Below are 17,223 nucleotides of genomic sequence, written 5' to 3'. Positions count from 1 at the left end.
CCGCTCACGGCGGCGATACGTACGAGGAGCACCCGGTAGAGCCAGCCGCCGGGACCTCGTAACGTCCTCCTGAACGGAGGTGTGGTCATGACCACCCGCACCGGTTCCACCACCACCCGCACACCCGCCCAGCTCGCGGCGCTGGTCTTCGGCGTCGTGTTCCTGCTCGTCGGCGTCCTCGGGTTCGTCCCGGGCCTGACCAGCGACGTCGGCGACATGGGCGTCGCCGGCCCGATGTCCGGGGCCATGCTGCTCGGCATCTTCCACGTCTCGGTGCTGCACAACATCGTGCACCTGCTGTTCGGCGTCGCCGGGATCGCGATGTCCCGGGCCCCGGGCTCGGCGCGCTCGTACCTCATCGGCAGCGGGGTCATCTACCTCGTGCTCGTGATCTACGGGTTCCTGGTCCCCGCCGACAGCGCGGCCAACTTCGTGCCGGTCAACACGGCCGACAACTGGCTGCACGTCGTCCTGGCGGTCGCCCTGCTCGGCGCCGGCCTGCTGCTCACCCCCCGCGCCGCGCGCCGGTGACGGGCCCGGGGGCACCGGCGGCCACGGCCGTCGGTGCTCCCGGCCACCGGAGCCTCGGCGTCACCCGCCCGCGTGCTCCTCGACGAGCCGCGTGAACAGCTCCGGGTGCTCGAGGTTGGTCAGGTGCCCGGTGCGGGGGAGCACCGCCAGGTCGGCGACCGGCAGCGTGCGGTGCAGCATCAGGGTCGCGTCGATCGCTTCGTGATCGCGGTCGCCGACCACGAGCAGGGTCGGCACGGTCATCGCGGCGAGGCGGTCGCGCAGGTCGTAGAGCGACGGCCGGGCGGCCTGCACGCCGCGCATCGTCAGGGCCGCCCCCACCGGGTCGTGCTCGGCGAGGATGCGCAGGTGCTCGTCGTGGGCGCCCGCGTCGCGGTCGCGCAGGGTCAGCCGCGCGGGCCGGTTCCCGTAGTCCGCCGCGACGGCGGCCGCCCCGTCGCGCTCGTAGGCCCCGGCCAGCGCGAGGGCGTCGGCCCGGAACGCCGCGGCCCGCTCCGGTGCGGCGCCGTAGCCGCAGCCCGCGACGACGAGGCCGGTGCAGCGCTCGGGATGGGTGAGCCCCAGGTGCAGCGTCGCGAACCCGCCCATGGAGTTCCCGACGACGAGGGCCTGCTCCACCCCCAGCGCGTCGAGGACCGCGACCGCGTCCGCGACGGCCCGCTCCTGGGAGTAGGCGCCCGGGTCGGTCGGGACGTCGGAGGGCGGGTAGCCGCGGGCGTCGTAGGTGATGCAGCGGTACCGGACGGCCAGGTCGCCGAACTGCGGGGACCACGAGCGGTGGTCGCCACCGAACTCGTGCAGGAACAGGATCGGGGGCCCGTCGCCGGCCGTGTCGTACACGGCCAGCCCGACCCCGTCGTCCGTCGTCACCCGCATTCGAGCTCCGCTCTCGTGCGTGCCTCTCCGTGCCGGAGCACGGAGAGGCACGCACAGTTCGTCAGGCGTCGAGGCCCAGGTGCTCGCGCAGGGTAGTGCCGGTGTAGCGGTCGCGGAACAGCGTGCGGCGCTGCAGCTCGGGGACCACCTGGTCGACGAAGTCGTCGAAGGTCCCCGGGCTCTGGGCGGCCGAGAGGATGAACCCGTCGGCCTCGCCGCCGGTGAAGGAGGCCTCGATCTGGTCGGCGATCTCGGACGCGGTCCCGACGAACTGCGGCAGCAGCACCCCCTGCGCGTACTGCTTCCCGACCTCGCGCAGGGTCAGGCTGTCGCGCTCGGACAGGCGGCGGGCGACATCGAACAGCCCCTGGGACCCGGGGACGGCGACCTGCTCGACGGGGGCGTCGAGGTCGTAGGCCGAGAAGTCGTGGTCGGTGTGCACCGAGAGCGTGATGAGGCCGGAGACGGGGTCGGCGAGCTCGTTGTGGAACGCCTGCTTCTCCCGGGCGATCGAGCTGGTCTCCCCGACGAACGGGATGAACGACGGCAGGATCTTGACGTCGTCGGGGTTCCGTCCGGCGTCCGAGACCCGGCTCTTGACGTCGTCGTAGTAGGCGCGCCGACCCTCCGGTGTCGGGTCGATCTCGAAGATCGCGTCGGCCCAGCGGGCGGCGAAGTCCTTGCCCTTCGGCGACGAGCCGGCCTGGAAGAGCACCGGGCGGCCCTGGGGCGAGCGCGGGGTCGGCAGCGGGCCACGGGTCTTGTAGTACTGCCCGTCGTGGTGCACGGGGTGGACCTTGGCGGGGTCGGCGAAGGTGCCGCCGACCTTGTCCAGCACGAGCGCTCCCGGCTCCCAGCTCTCCCAGAGCGCGACGGCCGCCTCGACGAACTCCTGGGCCCGGTCGTAACGCAGGTCGTGGTCGAGGGCCTTCTCGACGCCGAAGTTGCGGGCCTCGGCGCTGCTGAGCGAGGTGACGATGTTCCAGCCGGCCCGGCCCCGGCTGAGGTGGTCGAGGCTCGCGAGGATCCGGGCCAGCTCGAAGGGGTGGAAGTAGGTCGTGCTCTTGGTGATGGCGACGCCGAGGTGCCGGGTCACCGCGGCGATGCTCGCGACGACGAGCGCCGGGTCGAGGGTGGCGCTCGCCTGCGTGCCGCGGCGCAGGGCCTCCTCCTCGTCGCCGCCGAAGTTGGTCGGCACGGCGAGGAGGTCGGCGAAGAAGACGAAGTCGAACAGCCCGCGCTCGAGGGTGCGGCCGACCCGGTGCCAGTAGTCGGGTCCGAAGAAGTCGAGGTCGGAGGCGGGATGGCGCCACGCGGCGTGGGAGTGGGCGACGTGCGAGGCGATCTCGAAGCCGCCGAGGTGCAGCTGACGGGTCACGGGGGAGTCCTTCGGGTCGTCGTGCGGGCGCGCGGCAGCGGCACCGGGCACGGTCGGGCGGGGAGGGGGCCGGGCGGCAGGTGCTCAGCAGGGCCGACAGGCGCAGCTGCACAGGAGCATCAGATCGACGAAGCGGCGGCTCACCAGCACGCGCATCGGACCCTCCCGGCCGCCGGGAACGGGGACCCGCGACCGGGACGGATGATCACCGCCGGAACACGTCCGGGTCAACGCCCGGCCCGCCGGACGTGGCGCCCGTCTCCGCCACCGTCGGACGGTGTCGTGACGCTCCGGCCACCCCGCCCTCGCCCGTCCGCCGGGTAGCTTAGGCTGCCCTCACGGACGAAAGGGGTATCGGTGACGATCCGGACAATCGCGCTGGTCGTACTGTCACTGACGGTGCTCGTGGGCTGCGGGAGCGGCGCCGTGCAGACCGCGCCGCGGATCGAGGGTGCGCCGACCCTCACGATCTACAGCGGGCGCAACCAGGAGCTCGTCGGCGGGCTGCTGGAGCGGATGCAGACCGCGATCGGCGCCAACGTCGAGGTGCGCTACGGCAGCACGGGCGAGATGAGCGCCCAGCTCCTCGAGGAGGGGGACGACACCCCCGCCGACCTCTTCTTCGGCCAGGACGCGGGCGCACTCGGGGCCCTGTCGAAGGCCGGGCTCCTGGCCCCGCTGCCCGCCGAGATCACGGCGGGCGCCCTGCCGCAGTACCGGGCCGCCGACGACACCTGGGTCGCCACCTCCGGGCGCTCCCGCGTCGTCGCCTACAACCCCGACCGCACCCCGCCGGAGTTGCTCCCGACGAACGTCGACGCCCTGCTCGACCCGCGCTGGCAGGGGCGGATCGGGTACGCCCCCTCCAACGCGTCCTGGTTGTCCTTCGTCACCGGGTTGCGCCTGCTCCGCGGCGAGGACGGCGCCCGGCGGTGGCTGACCGCGTTCGCCGCGCAGCAGCCCCAGCGGTTCGACGGCAACGGCGCGATCGTCGACGCGATCAACCAGGGCACGGTGGGCCTCGGCCTGGTCAACCACTACTACCTCTACGAGAAGACCCATGACATCGACCCGGCCACCTACCGCGTCGCCAACCACTACGTGCCGAACGACCCGCTCGGCCTGGTGAACGTGGCCGGGGCCGGCGTGATGCGGGCGACCGACCAGCCCGACCTCGCGAACCGGGCGGTGCAGTTCCTGCTCTCCCGGGACGCCCAGCAGTACCTGGTCGACCAGACGAACGAGTACCCGACCGTCGCCGGGGTCGCCCGCTCGCGCGCCGTGCCGCCGCTCCCGCCGATCGAGACGCTGTCGCCGCCGCCCGTGCGCCTCGCCGATCTCGACTCGGTCGACGTCACCCAGCGCATGCTGCAGGAGACGGGGCTGCTCTGAGCGGCCCGACCCGGCGGGCTCGCCCGCCACTGCTGCTCCTCGGGTGGGGTGCGGTCGCGGCCCTCGTCGCGGCCGTACCCCTCGTCCACCTGGTCACCCGGGTCGCCGGGGCGGGCGGGGCGGCCGTCCTCGCCACCCTCACCGCGCCGCGCACCCTGGAGCTGCTCGGCCGCTCGGCGGGCCTCACGGCGGCGGTCACCGCCGCCTGCGTGGCGCTCGGGACCGTGGCCGCGTACCTGGTCGCCCGCACCGACCTCCCCGGCCGGCGGACCCTCGCGGTGCTCCTGCCGCTGCCGCTGGCCGTGCCCTCCTACGTCGCCGGGTTCACCTGGGCGGCCGAGGCGCCGTGGCTCGCCGGGTTCCCGGCGGCCTTCGCCGTCCTCACCGCCGTGAGCTACCCCTACGTGCTGCTGCCGGTGCTCGCCGCGCTGACCGCCGCGGACGGCACCACCGAGGAGGTCGCCCGCTCGCTCGGCTGCTCCCCGCTGCGGGTCGCGCTCACCGTCACCTGGCCCCGCGCGCGCCCGGCCGCCACCGCGGGCGGCCTCCTCGTCGCGCTCTACGTGCTCTCGGACTTCGGGGCCGTCTCCCTGCTGCGGTTCGACACCCTCACGCTCGGCATCTTCACCAGCTACCGGGGCACCTTCGACCGCACCCCCGCTTACGTCCTGGGTCTGCTGCTCGTGCTCCTGGCCGTCGCGGTCGCCCGGGGGGAGGCGCACGCGCGTGGCCGGGCCGAGGCCCCGGTCTCCTCGGCGGCGGGCCGGCCGGCACCCCGGGTCGCCCTCGGGCGCGGCGGCGTGGCCGCGACGGCCGGGCTCGTCGTGGTGCTGCTCGTCGCCCTCGGCGTGCCCGTGGCGAGCCTCCTGAGGTGGTCGGCGCTCGGGGCGGCGTCGCTCGACGTCGCCGACCTGGTGTCCGCGGCCCTCGCGACGGCGGGGGTGTCGCTGGCCGCCGCGGTGGTCACCACCCTGCTGGCGATCGGGGTGGGGGTGCTGGGCGCCCGCTGGCCGGGCCGGGCGACCCGCGGGCTCGAGGAGACCTCCTACCTCGGCCACGCGCTCCCGGGCCTGTCCGTCGGCCTCGCCGTGGTCGCCCTCGGGGTCACCTGGCTGCGCCCGCTCTACCAGACCACCACGCTGCTGGTCCTCGCCTACGCGGTGCTCTTCCTCCCGCTCGCGGTCGGCGCGGTCCGCTCCGCGGTCCAGGCCACGCCACCGCGCTTCGAGGAGGTCGCCCGGACCCTCGGACGGGGCCCGCTCGCCGCCCTCGCCCGGGTCACCGCCCCACGGGCCGCGCCCGGGATCGCCGCGGGAGCGACCCTGGTCTTCCTCACCGTGGCCAAGGAGCTCCCGGCCACCCTGCTGCTGCGCCCCACCGGGACGGAGACCCTGGCGGTGCGGCTCTGGTCGCTCTCGTCGGTCAGCCGCTACGCGGCCGCCGCCCCGTACGCCGCCGTGCTCGTCCTGGTGGCCGCCCTGCCCGTCGTCGTGCTGCTGCGAGGGACCCGGAGATGACCGAACCCGCCCTCGAGGTCCGCGGGCTGTGCGCCTCGCACCCGGGCACCGTCGTCCTGCGCGACGTCGACCTCGTCGTCGCGCCCGGCACGGTCACGGCCGTGCTCGGCCCCTCCGGCTGCGGGAAGACGACCCTCCTGCGCGTCGTCGCCGGCTTCCACGTTCCCGACGCCGGCACGGTCCACGTGGGCGGGCGCCCGGTGTCCGGGCCGGGCGTCGCGACGGTGCCGCCGGAGCACCGGCGGATCGGGCTGGTGCCCCAGGACGGTGCGCTGTTCGAGCACCTCACGGTCGCGGGCAACGTCGGGTTCGGGCTGCGCTCGACCCCCCGCGGGGAGCGTCGCGACCGGATCGCCGCGATGCTCGATCTCGTCGGGCTCGCCGACCTCGCCGAGCGGCGGCCCCGGGAACTCTCGGGCGGCCAGCAGCAGCGGGTCGCGCTCGCCCGGGCCCTCGCCCCGGCGCCCGGCCTGGTGCTGCTGGACGAGCCCTTCTCGGCCCTCGACGCGGGCCTGCGCCAGGAGCTCCGCGAGGAGGTGCGGCGGGTCCTGCGGGCGGCCGGGGCGGCCGCCGTCCTCGTCACCCACGACCGCGCCGAGGCCCTCGGCCTCGCCGACCGCCTCGTCGTCCTGCGCGCGGGCCGAGTCGTCGCCGACGGCGACCCCCGCGCGGTCTACCAGGACCCGCCCGACGCCGACGTCGCCCTCCTGGTCGGGGAGGGCGTCCTGCTCGCCGGCAGGCGCTCCGGTGGTGGCGCGGACACCGACCTCGGGTGGGTCGCCGTCCGGGGCCCGGGTGCCGACGGTGCCGGGCGCGTCGTGGTGCGCCCCGAGCAGCTGCGCCTCAGCGACGACCCCGCCGCGGTCCGCCTCCGGGTGCGCGAGGTGGTGTTCACGGGCCCGACCAGTGCCGTCGTCCTCGATACCCCCGACGGCGGGACGCTGCGGCTGACGACCGGCGACCACGCCCCGGAGCCGGGGGCGGTCGTCGGCGTGGCGGTCAGCTCGCCCGTGCCGTGGCTGCCGGCGCCGGGGCCGGACCGGCCGGTCGGGACCCCGGCCACCACCGGCTGAGGGCCGCGCGGGTGGACGCGGTGGCCCACCAGACCGCGACCCCCACCGCGAGCGCGAGCACCAGCACGACCGCGCCCGGGACCCCGCGGGCCTCGATGCCGAGGACCGCGAAGTGGGTCAGGTAGACGGCCAGCGACGCCGCGGCCAGGGTGGAGACGACGGCCGCGAGGGGCGCCGGGAGCGCGACGCGCGGCAGGAGCATCAGGGCCAGCACCCCGCCCGCGACCACGGCCGCCCGCCCCGGCTCGACCGGGAAGAACGTGCCGGCCAGCGCGACGGCCCCGGCGGCCACCGCCCATCGTCGGGCGGGCGTCGTCGCGCGGAAGACCACCCATCCCAGGACGACCAGCCAGGCCACCCGATGGGTGTCGAAGATCCCCTCGAGCGGGGTCGACACCGGCCAGAACCGGCCGGCCAGGGCCACCGCGAGCACGGCGACCGGGAGACCGAACGGGTACCGCCGGTCGAGGCGGAGGACGCCCGGGACCGCGAGCAGCAGGGCGAGGAGCAGCAGGATCTGGACGAGCGCGTGGACGAACCAGTAGGCCGGGATCAGCGCCGTCACCACCGATCCGAGCATGAGCGCGTCGACCACGACGACGTCGGGCTCGGTGACGGCCCGCAGCCCGATCCACGCCGCGGACGGGACCGCGAGGGCGGCGGCCCCCCGGAGGATCCGGCGTACCGGGTCCGCGGCCGCCAGGACGAAGCGGGCGAGCGTCCACCCCGCGATCACCAGGAGCAGGTGGGCCCCGCCGGGCAGCACCCACACCCCGGCGTGGGTGCCGACGACGAGCACGATCGCGGCCGCCCGCAGCGCCACGACGGTCTCCACCTCCCGGTGGCGCGGTCGGTCGCCCCCGGCGGGCGGGACCGCGGCGAGATCGCCCAGCGGGACCCGGTCCCAGCCGTGGGGGAGCCGCCCGAGAATCCGCTCCAGGTCGCCCGCGGCGCGGACGTAGGTCAACGACGTGCCTCCGAGGTCGACGAACGAGGCGTCGTCCCGCAGCGGGGTGCCGGGCAGGGCGCGAGCGAACACCTCGTGCACCGTGCGCGGTCGCCCGCGTCCCGCGGTGGCCGCCTGCGCCCGACGGCCGAGCTCGCGGACGGCGGGGTGGTCGACCTTGCCGTTCTCCCGGCGGGGGAGTCCCGGGACGGTCACGACGACGGGCCGGGTCGGCAGCCCGCCGAGCTCGTCCCGCGCGGAGGCCGCCGCCGCGGCTCCGCCCTCCACCGCGACCACGAGGGTGTCGTCGTCCCCCGTGCACGCGGCCGTGAGCCCGGCCCCGGCCAGGCGGCGCTCGAGGGCGTCCAGGTCGAGCCGGATCCCGGCCGGCTTCACGACGCGGCGCAGTCGTCCGGTGATCTCGACGGACCCGTCGTCGGCGACCCGCCCGAGGTCACCCGTGCGCAGGACGTCGACGGTGCGCCCACGGGCCAGGTCGGCGGGGGAGTCGGCGTAGCCGAGCATGACGTTCGGACCGTGGAAGACGATCTCCCCGCCGTCGTCGACCCCGTCCACCGGATCCACCGTGACGCGGCCGCCGGCGACCGGCCACCCCACCGAGGCCGGTCGGACGGCGGCGAGGTCGGGGTCGGAGATCGTCATGCGGGCGGTCGCCTCGGTCTGCCCGTACATCACGTGGAAGCGCCACCCGTGGCGACGACCGACCGCCGTCCAGCGGGCGACGTCCTCCGGGGCGAGCCGTCCCCCGGCCTGGGTGACGTAGCGCAGGTCGGGCAGCGGCGGCACGCCGCCGAGGGTGTCGAGCAGGTCGAACGTGTGCGGCACGCCGTGCAGGCTCGTGGCCCGTCCCGCCCGCACCCCCGCCCAGAACGACGCGTCGGTGACGGCGTCGGGGCGCAGCAGCAGGGCGGCGCCGCGGTCGAGCGTCGTGTGCAGCACGGAGAGGCCGTAGCAGTAGTGCAGCGGGAGCATGGCGACGGCCCGGTCGTCGGCCCGGACGTCCAGGCGGTCGGCGATCGCCGCGACGTTCGCGTCGACCCCCGCGGCGCCCAGGCGCACGAGCCGCGGCGACCCGGTGGAGCCCGAGGTGGCGAGCAGCAGCGCGAGGTCGGGGTGCAGGTCGTGCGCCGACCCCGTCCGGTACGCGGTGACCGTCCCGGCCGCCACCACGGCGTCCGGGTCCCAGGCCGTGCGCACGGCGGCGAGCCGGGCCGGGTCGGGAGGGACGAGCAGGACCGCGTGCCCGCCCCGCAGCGCCCCGAGGTAGCCGACCACCGAGGCGACGTCGACCGACATCACCGCGACGACGAGGCGGCGGCGCGGCCCGAGCGCGCGGGTGACGGTGTCCGCCCGCGCCTCGAGCTCACGGTAGGTGACCGATTCGTCGTCGGAGACCAGGGCGACCCGATCACCGTGCCTCTCGAGGCGCCGCGCCAGCGTGACCACCGGAGCATCCTGGACGAAAGCGGACGAAAAGGACAGGCTGTCCTTACTTTGCCGCGTCGGACCGGCCGGCCGGACGTCGACGGACCCGGGCGACGACCGCCGGCAGGTCCACGAGCTCGCCGACCTCCCCGCCGGTCGCGGCCACCTGGTCGGGGTGGGTGACGCGGCCGCGGTAGGTCGTCCCCGCGACGTCCTTGACGGTCCAGTCCGGCGCCGTGAAGGCGGCGGGGACGGCGTCGTCGTCGATCTGCGGGCCGAACCCGGGCCCGCGGGTGGACAGCGCGAGGACGACGACCGAGCCGCCGGGCTCGACGACGGTCGTCAGCGCCCGCGCGTAGCGCGCCTGGTCCTCGGGGCCGAAGACGTGGAAGAGCGCGCTGTCGAGGACGGTGGCGAAGCGGCCGAGCCCCGCGGGGTCCATGGCGTCGGCGACGGTGAACTCGGCGGCGACCCCCGCGGCCCGGGCGCGCTCCCGGGCCCGCTCGACCGCGGCGGGCGCGGCGTCGGCGCCGAGCACCCGGTAGCCGAGCCGGGCCAGCAGGATCGTGTGCTCGCCCGTGCCGCAGCCCAGGTCGAGGACGGGCCCGGTGAGGGCCCCGGCCTGCTCGAGCTCGACGACCGCCGGCTGGGGCTGGTCGATCACCCAGGGCGGCTCGCCCCGGCGGTAGCTGTCCTCGAAGGTGGTCGGCGGTGTGGTCACGGGGTGCCTCCCGGGCGGGTCCGGTGCTGTCCCGCCCAGCGTCCGACCTGAAGCGAGGTCGAGGTCAAGCCCGGCGGTTCAGGAGGGCTCGGAGACCTCCAGGCCGTGGTCCCCGCCCGCCGGGCACGCCACCACCCGCAGGCCGATCCCCTCGCGGTGCGCCCGGTCGCGCGCCACCCGCAGGACCTCGGCCAGCCACCGCGGCGCCGGGCCCTCGTGGCGCAGCTGGACCACCACCAGCGTCGCGCCCCGGTCCATCTCCCGGTGCACGCACCGACTCAGGATCGCGGCGTCGTCCCGGCCGCCCTCGCCGGAGAACGTCAGGACGACGCTGCCGGGACCGGGTCGGCGCACCGCGACCCTCGCGGCGGGGCAGGTCGCGACCTCCTCGGCGGCCGTCGCAGGATCGGTCATGGCGCACCCCTCTCGCGGATGCGGAGGCTGTCGCGTCAACCGTCCCGGGCCGACCCCGGCGGCGGCCCCGTCCAGCGATGATGACGCACTCCGGCCGCACCATCCATCCCCGGATGCCCGGAACGCCCGGTTGCCGGGACACCCGCACGGCAACCCGCAGGGTCATGACGAGGACGGGAACGGGCCGGGGCCGCACGCTCGCCGCGGCGGCACTCACCGGGGCGGGGGCGGGGCTCGCCGGCGTGGCGGCGATGACCCTGGCGGAGAAGGTCGAGCAGGCGGTGACCGGGCGGCCGTCGTCGTACGTGCCGGGTCGGACGCTGCGGGCGATGCTCGGCGGGTCGCCGGGCGACACGGAGCACAACCCGGTGTGGAACCACGCCATGCACTGGGGGACCGGAGCGCTCGTCGGCAGCCTGCACGGGGTGTGGGCCGCGGTCGGGATGCGGGGGCCGCGGGCGCACGCGGCGCACCTCGCCGTGCGGCTGGCCACCGACCAGACCCTGGAGAACACCCTCGGGGTGGGGGCCCCGCCGCACACCTGGCCGCGGGCCGAGCAGGTGGTCGACGTGGCGCACAAGGCCGTCTACTCGCTGGTCACCGGCCTGGTCGTCGAGCGGCTGGTGTCGCCGACCCTCGAGACCCCCCGGGGCCGCCTGAGCCACTGAGGCGCTACTGGGGACCCGGCCTCAGCCCAGGTCGAGCTCCTGGCCGGGGACGATGAGGTCGGCGTCCGCGAGGTCGTTGCGGGCGGCGAGCGCGGCGGCGGTGGTGCCCTGCCGCGCCGCGATCGTCGAGAGCGTGTCGCCCGGACGCACGGTGTACGACGAGGCCGTGGAGCCGTCGCGCGTCCCGGCCGTCCGGGACGCCGACGAGCCCCCGGACGACCCGTTGAAGTCCAGCGAGGTGAGGAACTGGCGGACGCTCGTGCCCGCCTCGGCCAGGCTCGAGCCGCCGGAGCGAGCCATCGCCGCGGAGTTCAGCGGCTGGGTGATGATCGCGTAGAGGACGAGGATCAGCACCAGCACGCCCACCACCCGCCCGACGTTCATGCCGTCGAGGATCCCCTGTCACCCGTGACGAGGAGAAGTTTGTCGGACACTCCCCGTGTCGACGTCCCCGGGCCGGAGCCCGGGGACGTCCGTCCGGCCCAGCGTCAGCCGACGACCGCCGCCCGGCCCGCCTCCAACCGCGCCACGGGCACCCGGAACGGCGAGCAGGACACGTAGTCGAGGCCCGAGCGGTGGAAGAAGTGCACCGAGTCGGGGTCGCCGCCGTGCTCGCCGCAGATGCCGAGCTTGAGGTCGGGCCGCACCTCCCGGCCGCGCCACGAGGCGATCTCCACGAGCTCGCCGACGCCCTCGACGTCGAGGGACTCGAACGGCGACACCCCGAAGATGCCGTGCTCGAGGTAGGCGGAGAAGAACGAGCTCTCCACGTCGTCGCGCGAGAAGCCCCAGGTGGTCTGGGTGAGGTCGTTGGTGCCGAAGGAGAAGAACTGGGCGACCTCGGCGATCTGGGCGGCCACGAGCGCGGCGCGGGGCAGCTCGATCATCGTGCCGACCTGGTGGGGGACCGGGGCGCCGTCGACCTGCGACTCCGGCTCCTGCACCACCACGGCGATCTCGGCCGCGACGGCCTGCAGCTCCTGCACGGTGCCGACCAGCGGCACCATGATCTCCGGGAGCACCGAGATGCCCTCGGCCGCGAGCGACGCCGCCGCCCGGGTGATGGCGCGGACCTGCATCGCGAACAGGCCGGGCACCTGGATGCCCAGACGGACGCCCCGCAGCCCGAGCATCGGGTTCTGCTCGTGGAGGCGGCGCACGTTCTCGAGCAGCGCCTCCTGCTTGTCGGTGAGCTCCCCGCGCTCGCGGGCGACGGCGACCTCGACCGAGAGCTCGGTGAGGTCGGGCAGGAACTCGTGCAGCGGCGGGTCGAGCAGCCGGATCGTCACGGGCAGGCCGGCCATCGCGCGGTAGAGCGAGGTGAAGTCCTCGATCTGCAGCGGCAGCAGCGCGGCCAGGGCCTTCTCCCGGTCGTCCGCCGACTCGGCGAGCACCAGGTCCTCCACCAGCGAGCGCCGCTCGCCGAGGAACATGTGCTCGGTGCGGCACAGGCCGATGCCCTCGGCGCCGAAGCGCCGCGCCAGCCCTGCGTCCTCGCCGGTGTCGACGTTGGCCCGGACCTTCATGCGCCGCCGGGAGTCCGCGTGCCCCATGATCCGGTCGACCGCGACGACGAGCTCGTCCCCGGCGTCGATCTCGCCGGTCTCCAGGTAGGACACGACCGGGCTGGCCGACACCGGGATCTCGCCGAGGTAGACCTCGCCGGAGGTCCCGTCGATCGCGATGACGTCGCCCTCGACGACCTCGCGTCCCGAGGACGTCGTGAACTTCTTCCCGCGGACGTCGACCTCGAGCTCCTCCGCCCCGCAGACGGCCGTCTTGCCCATGCCGCGCGCGACGACCGCCGCGTGCGAGGTGCGCCCGCCGCGGCTCGTCAGGACGCCCTCCGCGGCGATCATGCCGCCGAGGTCGTCGGGATTGGTCTCGCGGCGCACGAGGATGACCTTCTCCCCGCGCTTCGCCCAGGCGATCGCGGTCTCCGAGTCGAAGACGGCCTTCCCGCCGGCCGCGCCGGGGGAGGCGTTCATGCCCGTGGTGAGGAGCTCCTTCTCGGCGTCGGGGTCGAAGCGCGGGAACATGAGCTGGGCCAGCTGGTGCCCGGTGACGCGGCGCAGGGCCTCGTCGTCGTCGATCAGCCCCTCGTCGATCAGCTGGGCCGCGATGGTGAAGGCGGCGCCCGCGGTCCGCTTGCCCACCCGGGTCTGCAGCATCCAGAGCTTGCCGCGCTCGATGGTGAACTCGATGTCGCAGAGGTCGCGGTAGTGCTGCTCGAGGGTGGTCATGATGCCCATGAGCTCGTCGTAGGAGCTCTTGTCGATCTGCTCGAGGTCGGCCAGGGGCAGGGTGTTGCGGATGCCCGCGACGACGTCCTCGCCCTGCGCGTTCTGCAGGTAGTCGCCGTAGACCCCGCGCGCGCCCGACGCCGGGTCGCGGGTGAAGGCCACCCCGGTGCCCGAGTCCATCCCGAGGTTGCCGAAGACCATCGAGCAGACCGAGACGGCGGTGCCGAGGTCGGTGGGGATCCGCTCCTGGCGGCGATAGATGTTGGCCCGTGGCGAGTTCCACGAGTCGAAGACCGCGCGGACGGCGAGGTCGAGCTGCTCGCGGGGGTCCTGGGGGAAGTCGCGCCCGGTGTGCTCGGAGACGATGCCCTTGAAGGTCTCGACGAGGGTGGAGAGGTCGCCGGCGTCGAGGTCGAGGTCGTTCTTCGTGTCCTTGCCCGTCTTCGCGGCCTCGAGCGCGTCGTGGAAGTGCTCCGCGTCGATGCCGAGCACCGTGGCGCCGAACATCTGCACGAGGCGGCGGTAGGAGTCCCAGGCAAAGCGGTCGTCGCCGGCCTGGGCGGCGAGGCCGCGGACGGACTCGTCGTTCAGGCCCACGTTGAGGACCGTCTCCATCATCCCGGGCATGGAGAACTTGGCCCCGGAGCGGACCGAGACGAGCAGCGGGTCGTCGGCCTGGCCGAGCTGCTTGCCCATCGTCTTCTCGAGCGCGGTGAGGTGCTCGGTGACCTCGGCGGCCATGCTCTCCGGCTCGCGGCCCTCCGCGAGGTAGGCCCGGCACGCGTCGGTGGTGATGACGAACCCGGGCGGCACGGGCAGCCCCAGGTTGGTCATCTCCGCCAGGTTCGCGCCCTTGCCCCCGAGGAGGTCGCGCTGGTCGCGGTCACCCTCCGCGAAGTCGTACACGAACTTCGTCATGCCCACCCCTCACCGCCTGCAGCCACCAGGAGACGAACGTGGCACGTCGCGGGTGGGGAAGCCATGCTTTCCGGACGATCACCCGGCGAAGTTGTTCGATCCAGTGGCACACCGCATGGGCGGCCGCGAGGCGCCGCTGCACCGTTCGGCGGCGACCCCACCTCAACGGAGCCTCAGGTCTTTCCCGTCGGCCTTCCGTGGTGACCTGGCGCACGGCAGGGTGTGTGACGCCCGCCCGCGAGTCGCCCCGGTCGTGACCCGACCCCCCGGCGACGGACACGGCGGGCAGGCCAGGAACGCGCCCACACCCCCGCGGCGCCGCGGGAGTCAGAAGAGGACCGCCGAAGCATGCTCTCCGACGACAGCGACGGGTACGACCCGGACCCGGCCGGCACCGACGAGTGGCGTGAGGCCCTCGAGTCGGTCCTCGCCGTGGAGGGTCCGCAGCGCGCCCACGACCTGCTCGACGAACTCATCGGTCAGGCGCGGCGCGCCGGGGCCCCGGTGCCGTACTCGGCGACCACGCCGTACGTGAACACGATCCCGGTCTCGCAGGAGCCGCCGCACCCGGGCGACCGGGCGATCGAGCACCGCATCCGCTCGGCGATCCGGTGGAACGCGGTGGCGACCGTGCTGCGCGCGAACAAGGAGTCCTCCGAGCTCGGCGGGCACATCGCGAGCTTCCAGTCCGCCGCGACGCTCTACGACACCGGCTTCCAGCACTTCTGGCACGCGCCCTCGGACGGCCACGGCGGCGACCTCGTGATGATGCAGGGGCACTCCTCGCCCGGCATCTACGCGCGGGCGTTCCTCGAGGGCCGGCTCACCGAGGAGCAGATGGACTCCTTCCGGCAGGAGGCGGACGGGAGTGGGCTGTCCTCGTACCCGCACCCGTGGCTCATGCCCGACTTCTGGCAGTTCCCCACGGTCTCGATGGGCCTCGGCCCGCTCATGGCCATCTACCAGGCGCGGTTCCTCAAGTACCTGCACGGCCGCGGGCTCGCCGACACCGCGAACCGGCACGTGTGGGCGTTCCTCGGCGACGGCGAGATGGACGAGCCCGAGTCGCTCGGCGCGATCTCGCTGGCCGGGCGCGAGCACCTCGACAACCTGATCTTCGTCGTGAACTGCAACCTGCAGCGCCTCGACGGCCCGGTGCGCGGGAACGGCAAGATCATCCAGGAGCTGGAGGGGATCTTCCGGGGCGCCGGCTGGAACGTCGTCAAGGTGATCTGGGGCAGCCGCTGGGACGAGCTGCTCAAGCGCGACACCACCGGCAGGCTCGTCCAGCTCATGGAGGAGTGCGTCGACGGCGAGTACCAGAACTTCAAGTCCAAGGACGGCGCCTTCGTCCGGGAGCACTTCTTCGGCAAGTACCCCGAGACCGCGGCGCTGGTCGAGGACTGGACCGACGCCGAGATCTGGGCGCTGACCCGCGGCGGGCACGACCCGACGAAGGTCTACGCCGCCTACTCGGCCGCCGTGGACGAGCCGCACCGCCCGACGGTGATCCTCGCCAAGACCGTCAAGGGCTACGGGATGGGCGAGGCCGGCGAGGGCCAGAACATCTCCCACCAGCAGAAGAAGATGGCGGGCGAGCAGCTCACGATCTTCCGCGACCGGTTCGACCTGCCGATCGCCGACGAGGACATGGACTCGCTGCCCTACCTGCGCTTCGAGCCCGACAGCGAGGAGGCGGTCTACCTCCGCGAGCACCGCGAGGCGCTCGGCGGGGCGCTGCCCGCACGGCGGCGGACCTCGGAGTCCCTCGAGGTGCCGGAGCTCTCCGCGTTCGGCGCGCAGCTCGCGTCCACGGGCGACCGGCAGATCTCCACGACGATGGCCTTCGTCCGGGTGCTGAACACGCTGCTGCGGGACAAGAAGATCGGCAACCGGGTCGTCCCGATCGTTCCCGACGAGTCCCGCACCTTCGGCATGGAGGGCATGTTCCGGCAGTTCGGGATCTTCTCCCAGGTCGGGCAGCTCTACACCCCGCAGGACGCCGACCAGCTGATGTTCTACAAGGAGGACAAGAACGGCCAGCTGCTCCAGGAGGGCATCAACGAGCTGGGCGCGATGTCCTCGTGGATCGCGGCGGCCACCGCGTACTCCACCAGCGACGTCCCGATGATCCCGTTCTACATCTACTACTCGATGTTCGGGTTCCAGCGGGTCGGCGACCTCGCGTGGGCGGCCGGCGACCTGCGCGCCCGCGGCTTCCTGCTCGGCGGCACCGCCGGGCGGACCACGCTCAACGGCGAGGGCCTGCAGCACGAGGACGGGCACTCGCACCTGTTCTCGTCGGTGATCCCGAACTGCGTGTCCTACGACCCGACCTTCGCCTACGAGGTCGCGGTCATCGTCCAGGACGGGCTGCGGCGGATGTACGTCGAGCAGGAGGACGTCTTCTACTACCTGACCCTGATGAACGAGAATTACCAGCACCCGGCGATGCCCGGCCTGGACGACCAGGCGGTGCAGGACGCGGCCCGCGAGGGCATCGTCCGGGGTCTGTACCTGCTCTCCGAGGGTGAGCCCGTACCGGCAAAGCGGTCGCGGTCGAAGGCACAGAAGCCGCGGGTGCAGCTGATGGGGTCGGGCACCATCCTGCGCGAGGTGATGGCCGCGGCCGAGATGCTCGCCGAGGACTGGGGCGTCGTCGCCGACGTCTGGAGCGCCCCGAGCTTCACCGAGCTGCGCCGCGACGGCATCGACGTCGAGCGCTGGAACATGCTCCACCCCACCGAGGAGCCCCGGCAGTCGTGGGTCGAGCGCCAGCTGGCCGGCCGGCCCGAGGGCCCCGTGGTCGCCGCGACCGACTACATGCGGGCGTTCCCCGACCAGATCCGCCAGTTCGTGGTCGGACGCCGCTTCGAGGTGCTCGGCACCGACGGTTTCGGGCGCTCGGACTACCGCAAGGCCCTGCGGGACTTCTTCGAGGTCGACCGCCGGTACGTCGTGGTGGCCGCGCTGTCCGCGCTCGCCCGCGACGGGAAGGTCGAGGCGTCGGTGGTCGCCGACGCGATCTCCCGCTACGAGATCGACCCCGAGCGCCCCGCGCCCGCCCACGTCTGACGCTTCCCCCTTCACTAGCGAGGTC

General features: G+C 74.3%; 13 protein-coding genes. 6 read left to right on the top strand and 7 right to left on the bottom strand.

The genetic code is table 11. The features are described 5' to 3' along the window. The first annotated feature begins 87 nt into the window (after window positions 1-87). Complete coding sequence (locus ACFPBZ_RS20630; protein ID WP_378037987.1) at window positions 88-531, top strand: DUF4383 domain-containing protein; 444 nt, start codon at window positions 88-90, stop codon at window positions 529-531. A gap of 60 nt (window positions 532-591) precedes the next feature. Here the strand turns inward: ACFPBZ_RS20630 and ACFPBZ_RS20625 are convergent, their stop codons facing one another. Continuing rightward, the gene (locus ACFPBZ_RS20625) at window positions 592-1,407 is read right to left on the bottom strand and encodes an alpha/beta fold hydrolase (RefSeq protein ID WP_378037986.1); all 816 of its coding nucleotides are present in this window, start codon (window positions 1,405-1,407) and stop codon (window positions 592-594) included. A gap of 61 nt (window positions 1,408-1,468) precedes the next feature. Beyond that, the gene (locus tag ACFPBZ_RS20620; RefSeq protein WP_378037985.1) at window positions 1,469-2,785 is read right to left on the bottom strand and encodes an LLM class flavin-dependent oxidoreductase; all 1,317 of its coding nucleotides are present in this window, start codon (window positions 2,783-2,785) and stop codon (window positions 1,469-1,471) included. A 357-nt stretch (window positions 2,786-3,142) separates the two neighbouring features. Between ACFPBZ_RS20620 and ACFPBZ_RS20615 the strand changes: the two genes are divergently transcribed. From ACFPBZ_RS20615 to ACFPBZ_RS20605, 3 genes are all read left to right on the top strand, one after another. Further along, complete coding sequence (locus tag ACFPBZ_RS20615; RefSeq protein ID WP_378037984.1) at window positions 3,143-4,177, top strand: iron ABC transporter substrate-binding protein; 1,035 nt, start codon at window positions 3,143-3,145, stop codon at window positions 4,175-4,177. Window positions 4,178-4,386: 209 nt separating this feature from the next. After that, entirely contained in the window at window positions 4,387-5,694 is a 1,308-nt protein-coding gene (locus ACFPBZ_RS20610) for an ABC transporter permease (protein WP_378037983.1), read from the top strand. Further along, window positions 5,691-6,767, top strand: a complete 1,077-nt coding sequence (locus tag ACFPBZ_RS20605) for an ABC transporter ATP-binding protein (RefSeq protein WP_378037982.1) — start codon at window positions 5,691-5,693, stop codon at window positions 6,765-6,767. The genes ACFPBZ_RS20610 and ACFPBZ_RS20605 overlap by 4 nt, the downstream gene beginning before the upstream one ends. Here the strand turns inward: ACFPBZ_RS20605 and ACFPBZ_RS20600 are convergent. The 3 genes from ACFPBZ_RS20600 to ACFPBZ_RS20590 form a co-directional block, all read right to left on the bottom strand. Next, the gene (locus ACFPBZ_RS20600) at window positions 6,694-9,180 is read right to left on the bottom strand and encodes a non-ribosomal peptide synthetase (protein ID WP_378037981.1); all 2,487 of its coding nucleotides are present in this window, start codon (window positions 9,178-9,180) and stop codon (window positions 6,694-6,696) included. The two genes, ACFPBZ_RS20605 and ACFPBZ_RS20600, sit on opposite strands and share 74 nt — an antisense overlap. Window positions 9,181-9,223: 43 nt before the next feature. Then, window positions 9,224-9,880 carry a class I SAM-dependent methyltransferase gene (locus ACFPBZ_RS20595; RefSeq protein ID WP_378037980.1) on the bottom strand — a complete coding sequence of 219 codons (657 nt, stop codon included), beginning with the start codon at window positions 9,878-9,880 and terminating at the stop codon, window positions 9,224-9,226. Between the two features lie 78 nt (window positions 9,881-9,958). Continuing rightward, window positions 9,959-10,294 carry a hypothetical protein gene (locus tag ACFPBZ_RS20590; protein WP_378037979.1) on the bottom strand — a complete coding sequence of 112 codons (336 nt, stop codon included), beginning with the start codon at window positions 10,292-10,294 and terminating at the stop codon, window positions 9,959-9,961. Between the two features lie 164 nt (window positions 10,295-10,458). On the opposite strand from ACFPBZ_RS20590, the gene ACFPBZ_RS20585 reads away from it, so the two are divergent. Next, window positions 10,459-10,962 (top strand): hypothetical protein, encoded by a 504-nt coding sequence (locus ACFPBZ_RS20585; RefSeq protein WP_378037978.1) that lies wholly within the window; start codon window positions 10,459-10,461, stop codon window positions 10,960-10,962. A 21-nt stretch (window positions 10,963-10,983) separates the two neighbouring features. Here ACFPBZ_RS20585 and ACFPBZ_RS20580 read toward each other — a convergent pair whose 3' ends face one another. Both ACFPBZ_RS20580 and ppdK read right to left on the bottom strand, forming a co-directional pair. Continuing rightward, window positions 10,984-11,346, bottom strand: a complete 363-nt coding sequence (locus tag ACFPBZ_RS20580) for a LysM peptidoglycan-binding domain-containing protein (RefSeq protein ID WP_378037977.1) — start codon at window positions 11,344-11,346, stop codon at window positions 10,984-10,986. 104 nt (window positions 11,347-11,450) lie between these two features. Then, on the bottom strand, window positions 11,451-14,123 hold the full coding sequence (gene ppdK, locus ACFPBZ_RS20575) for a pyruvate, phosphate dikinase (protein WP_378037976.1): 2,673 nt from the start codon (window positions 14,121-14,123) through the stop codon (window positions 11,451-11,453). Window positions 14,124-14,471: 348 nt separating this feature from the next. Here ppdK and aceE point away from each other — a divergent pair, with 348 nt between their 5' ends. After that, window positions 14,472-17,198 carry a pyruvate dehydrogenase (acetyl-transferring), homodimeric type gene (aceE, locus tag ACFPBZ_RS20570; protein ID WP_378037975.1) on the top strand — a complete coding sequence of 909 codons (2,727 nt, stop codon included), beginning with the start codon at window positions 14,472-14,474 and terminating at the stop codon, window positions 17,196-17,198. Window positions 17,199-17,223: the final 25 nt, after the last annotated feature.

Source organism: Actinomycetospora atypica, assembly GCF_042653685.1.
GTDB lineage: Bacteria > Actinomycetota > Actinomycetes > Mycobacteriales > Pseudonocardiaceae > Actinomycetospora > Actinomycetospora atypica.
The sequence above is the reverse complement of the archived record's forward strand: the minus strand, read 5'-3'. Positions and strand labels throughout refer to the sequence as shown.

Excerpts from the sequence above, each read along its gene's own strand:
- aceE (WP_378037975.1), top strand. The coding sequence starts at position 14,472 with ATGCTCTCCGACGACAGCGACGGGTACGACCCGGACCCGGCCGGCACC.
- ACFPBZ_RS20590 (WP_378037979.1), bottom strand. The coding sequence starts at position 10,294 with ATGACCGATCCTGCGACGGCCGCCGAGGAGGTCGCGACCTGCCCCGCC.
- ppdK (WP_378037976.1), bottom strand. The coding sequence starts at position 14,123 with ATGACGAAGTTCGTGTACGACTTCGCGGAGGGTGACCGCGACCAGCGC.
- ACFPBZ_RS20605 (WP_378037982.1), top strand. The coding sequence starts at position 5,691 with ATGACCGAACCCGCCCTCGAGGTCCGCGGGCTGTGCGCCTCGCACCCG.
- ACFPBZ_RS20630 (WP_378037987.1), top strand. The coding sequence starts at position 88 with ATGACCACCCGCACCGGTTCCACCACCACCCGCACACCCGCCCAGCTC.
- ACFPBZ_RS20585 (WP_378037978.1), top strand. The coding sequence starts at position 10,459 with ATGACGAGGACGGGAACGGGCCGGGGCCGCACGCTCGCCGCGGCGGCA.
- ACFPBZ_RS20580 (WP_378037977.1), bottom strand. The coding sequence starts at position 11,346 with ATGAACGTCGGGCGGGTGGTGGGCGTGCTGGTGCTGATCCTCGTCCTC.
- ACFPBZ_RS20625 (WP_378037986.1), bottom strand. The coding sequence starts at position 1,407 with ATGCGGGTGACGACGGACGACGGGGTCGGGCTGGCCGTGTACGACACG.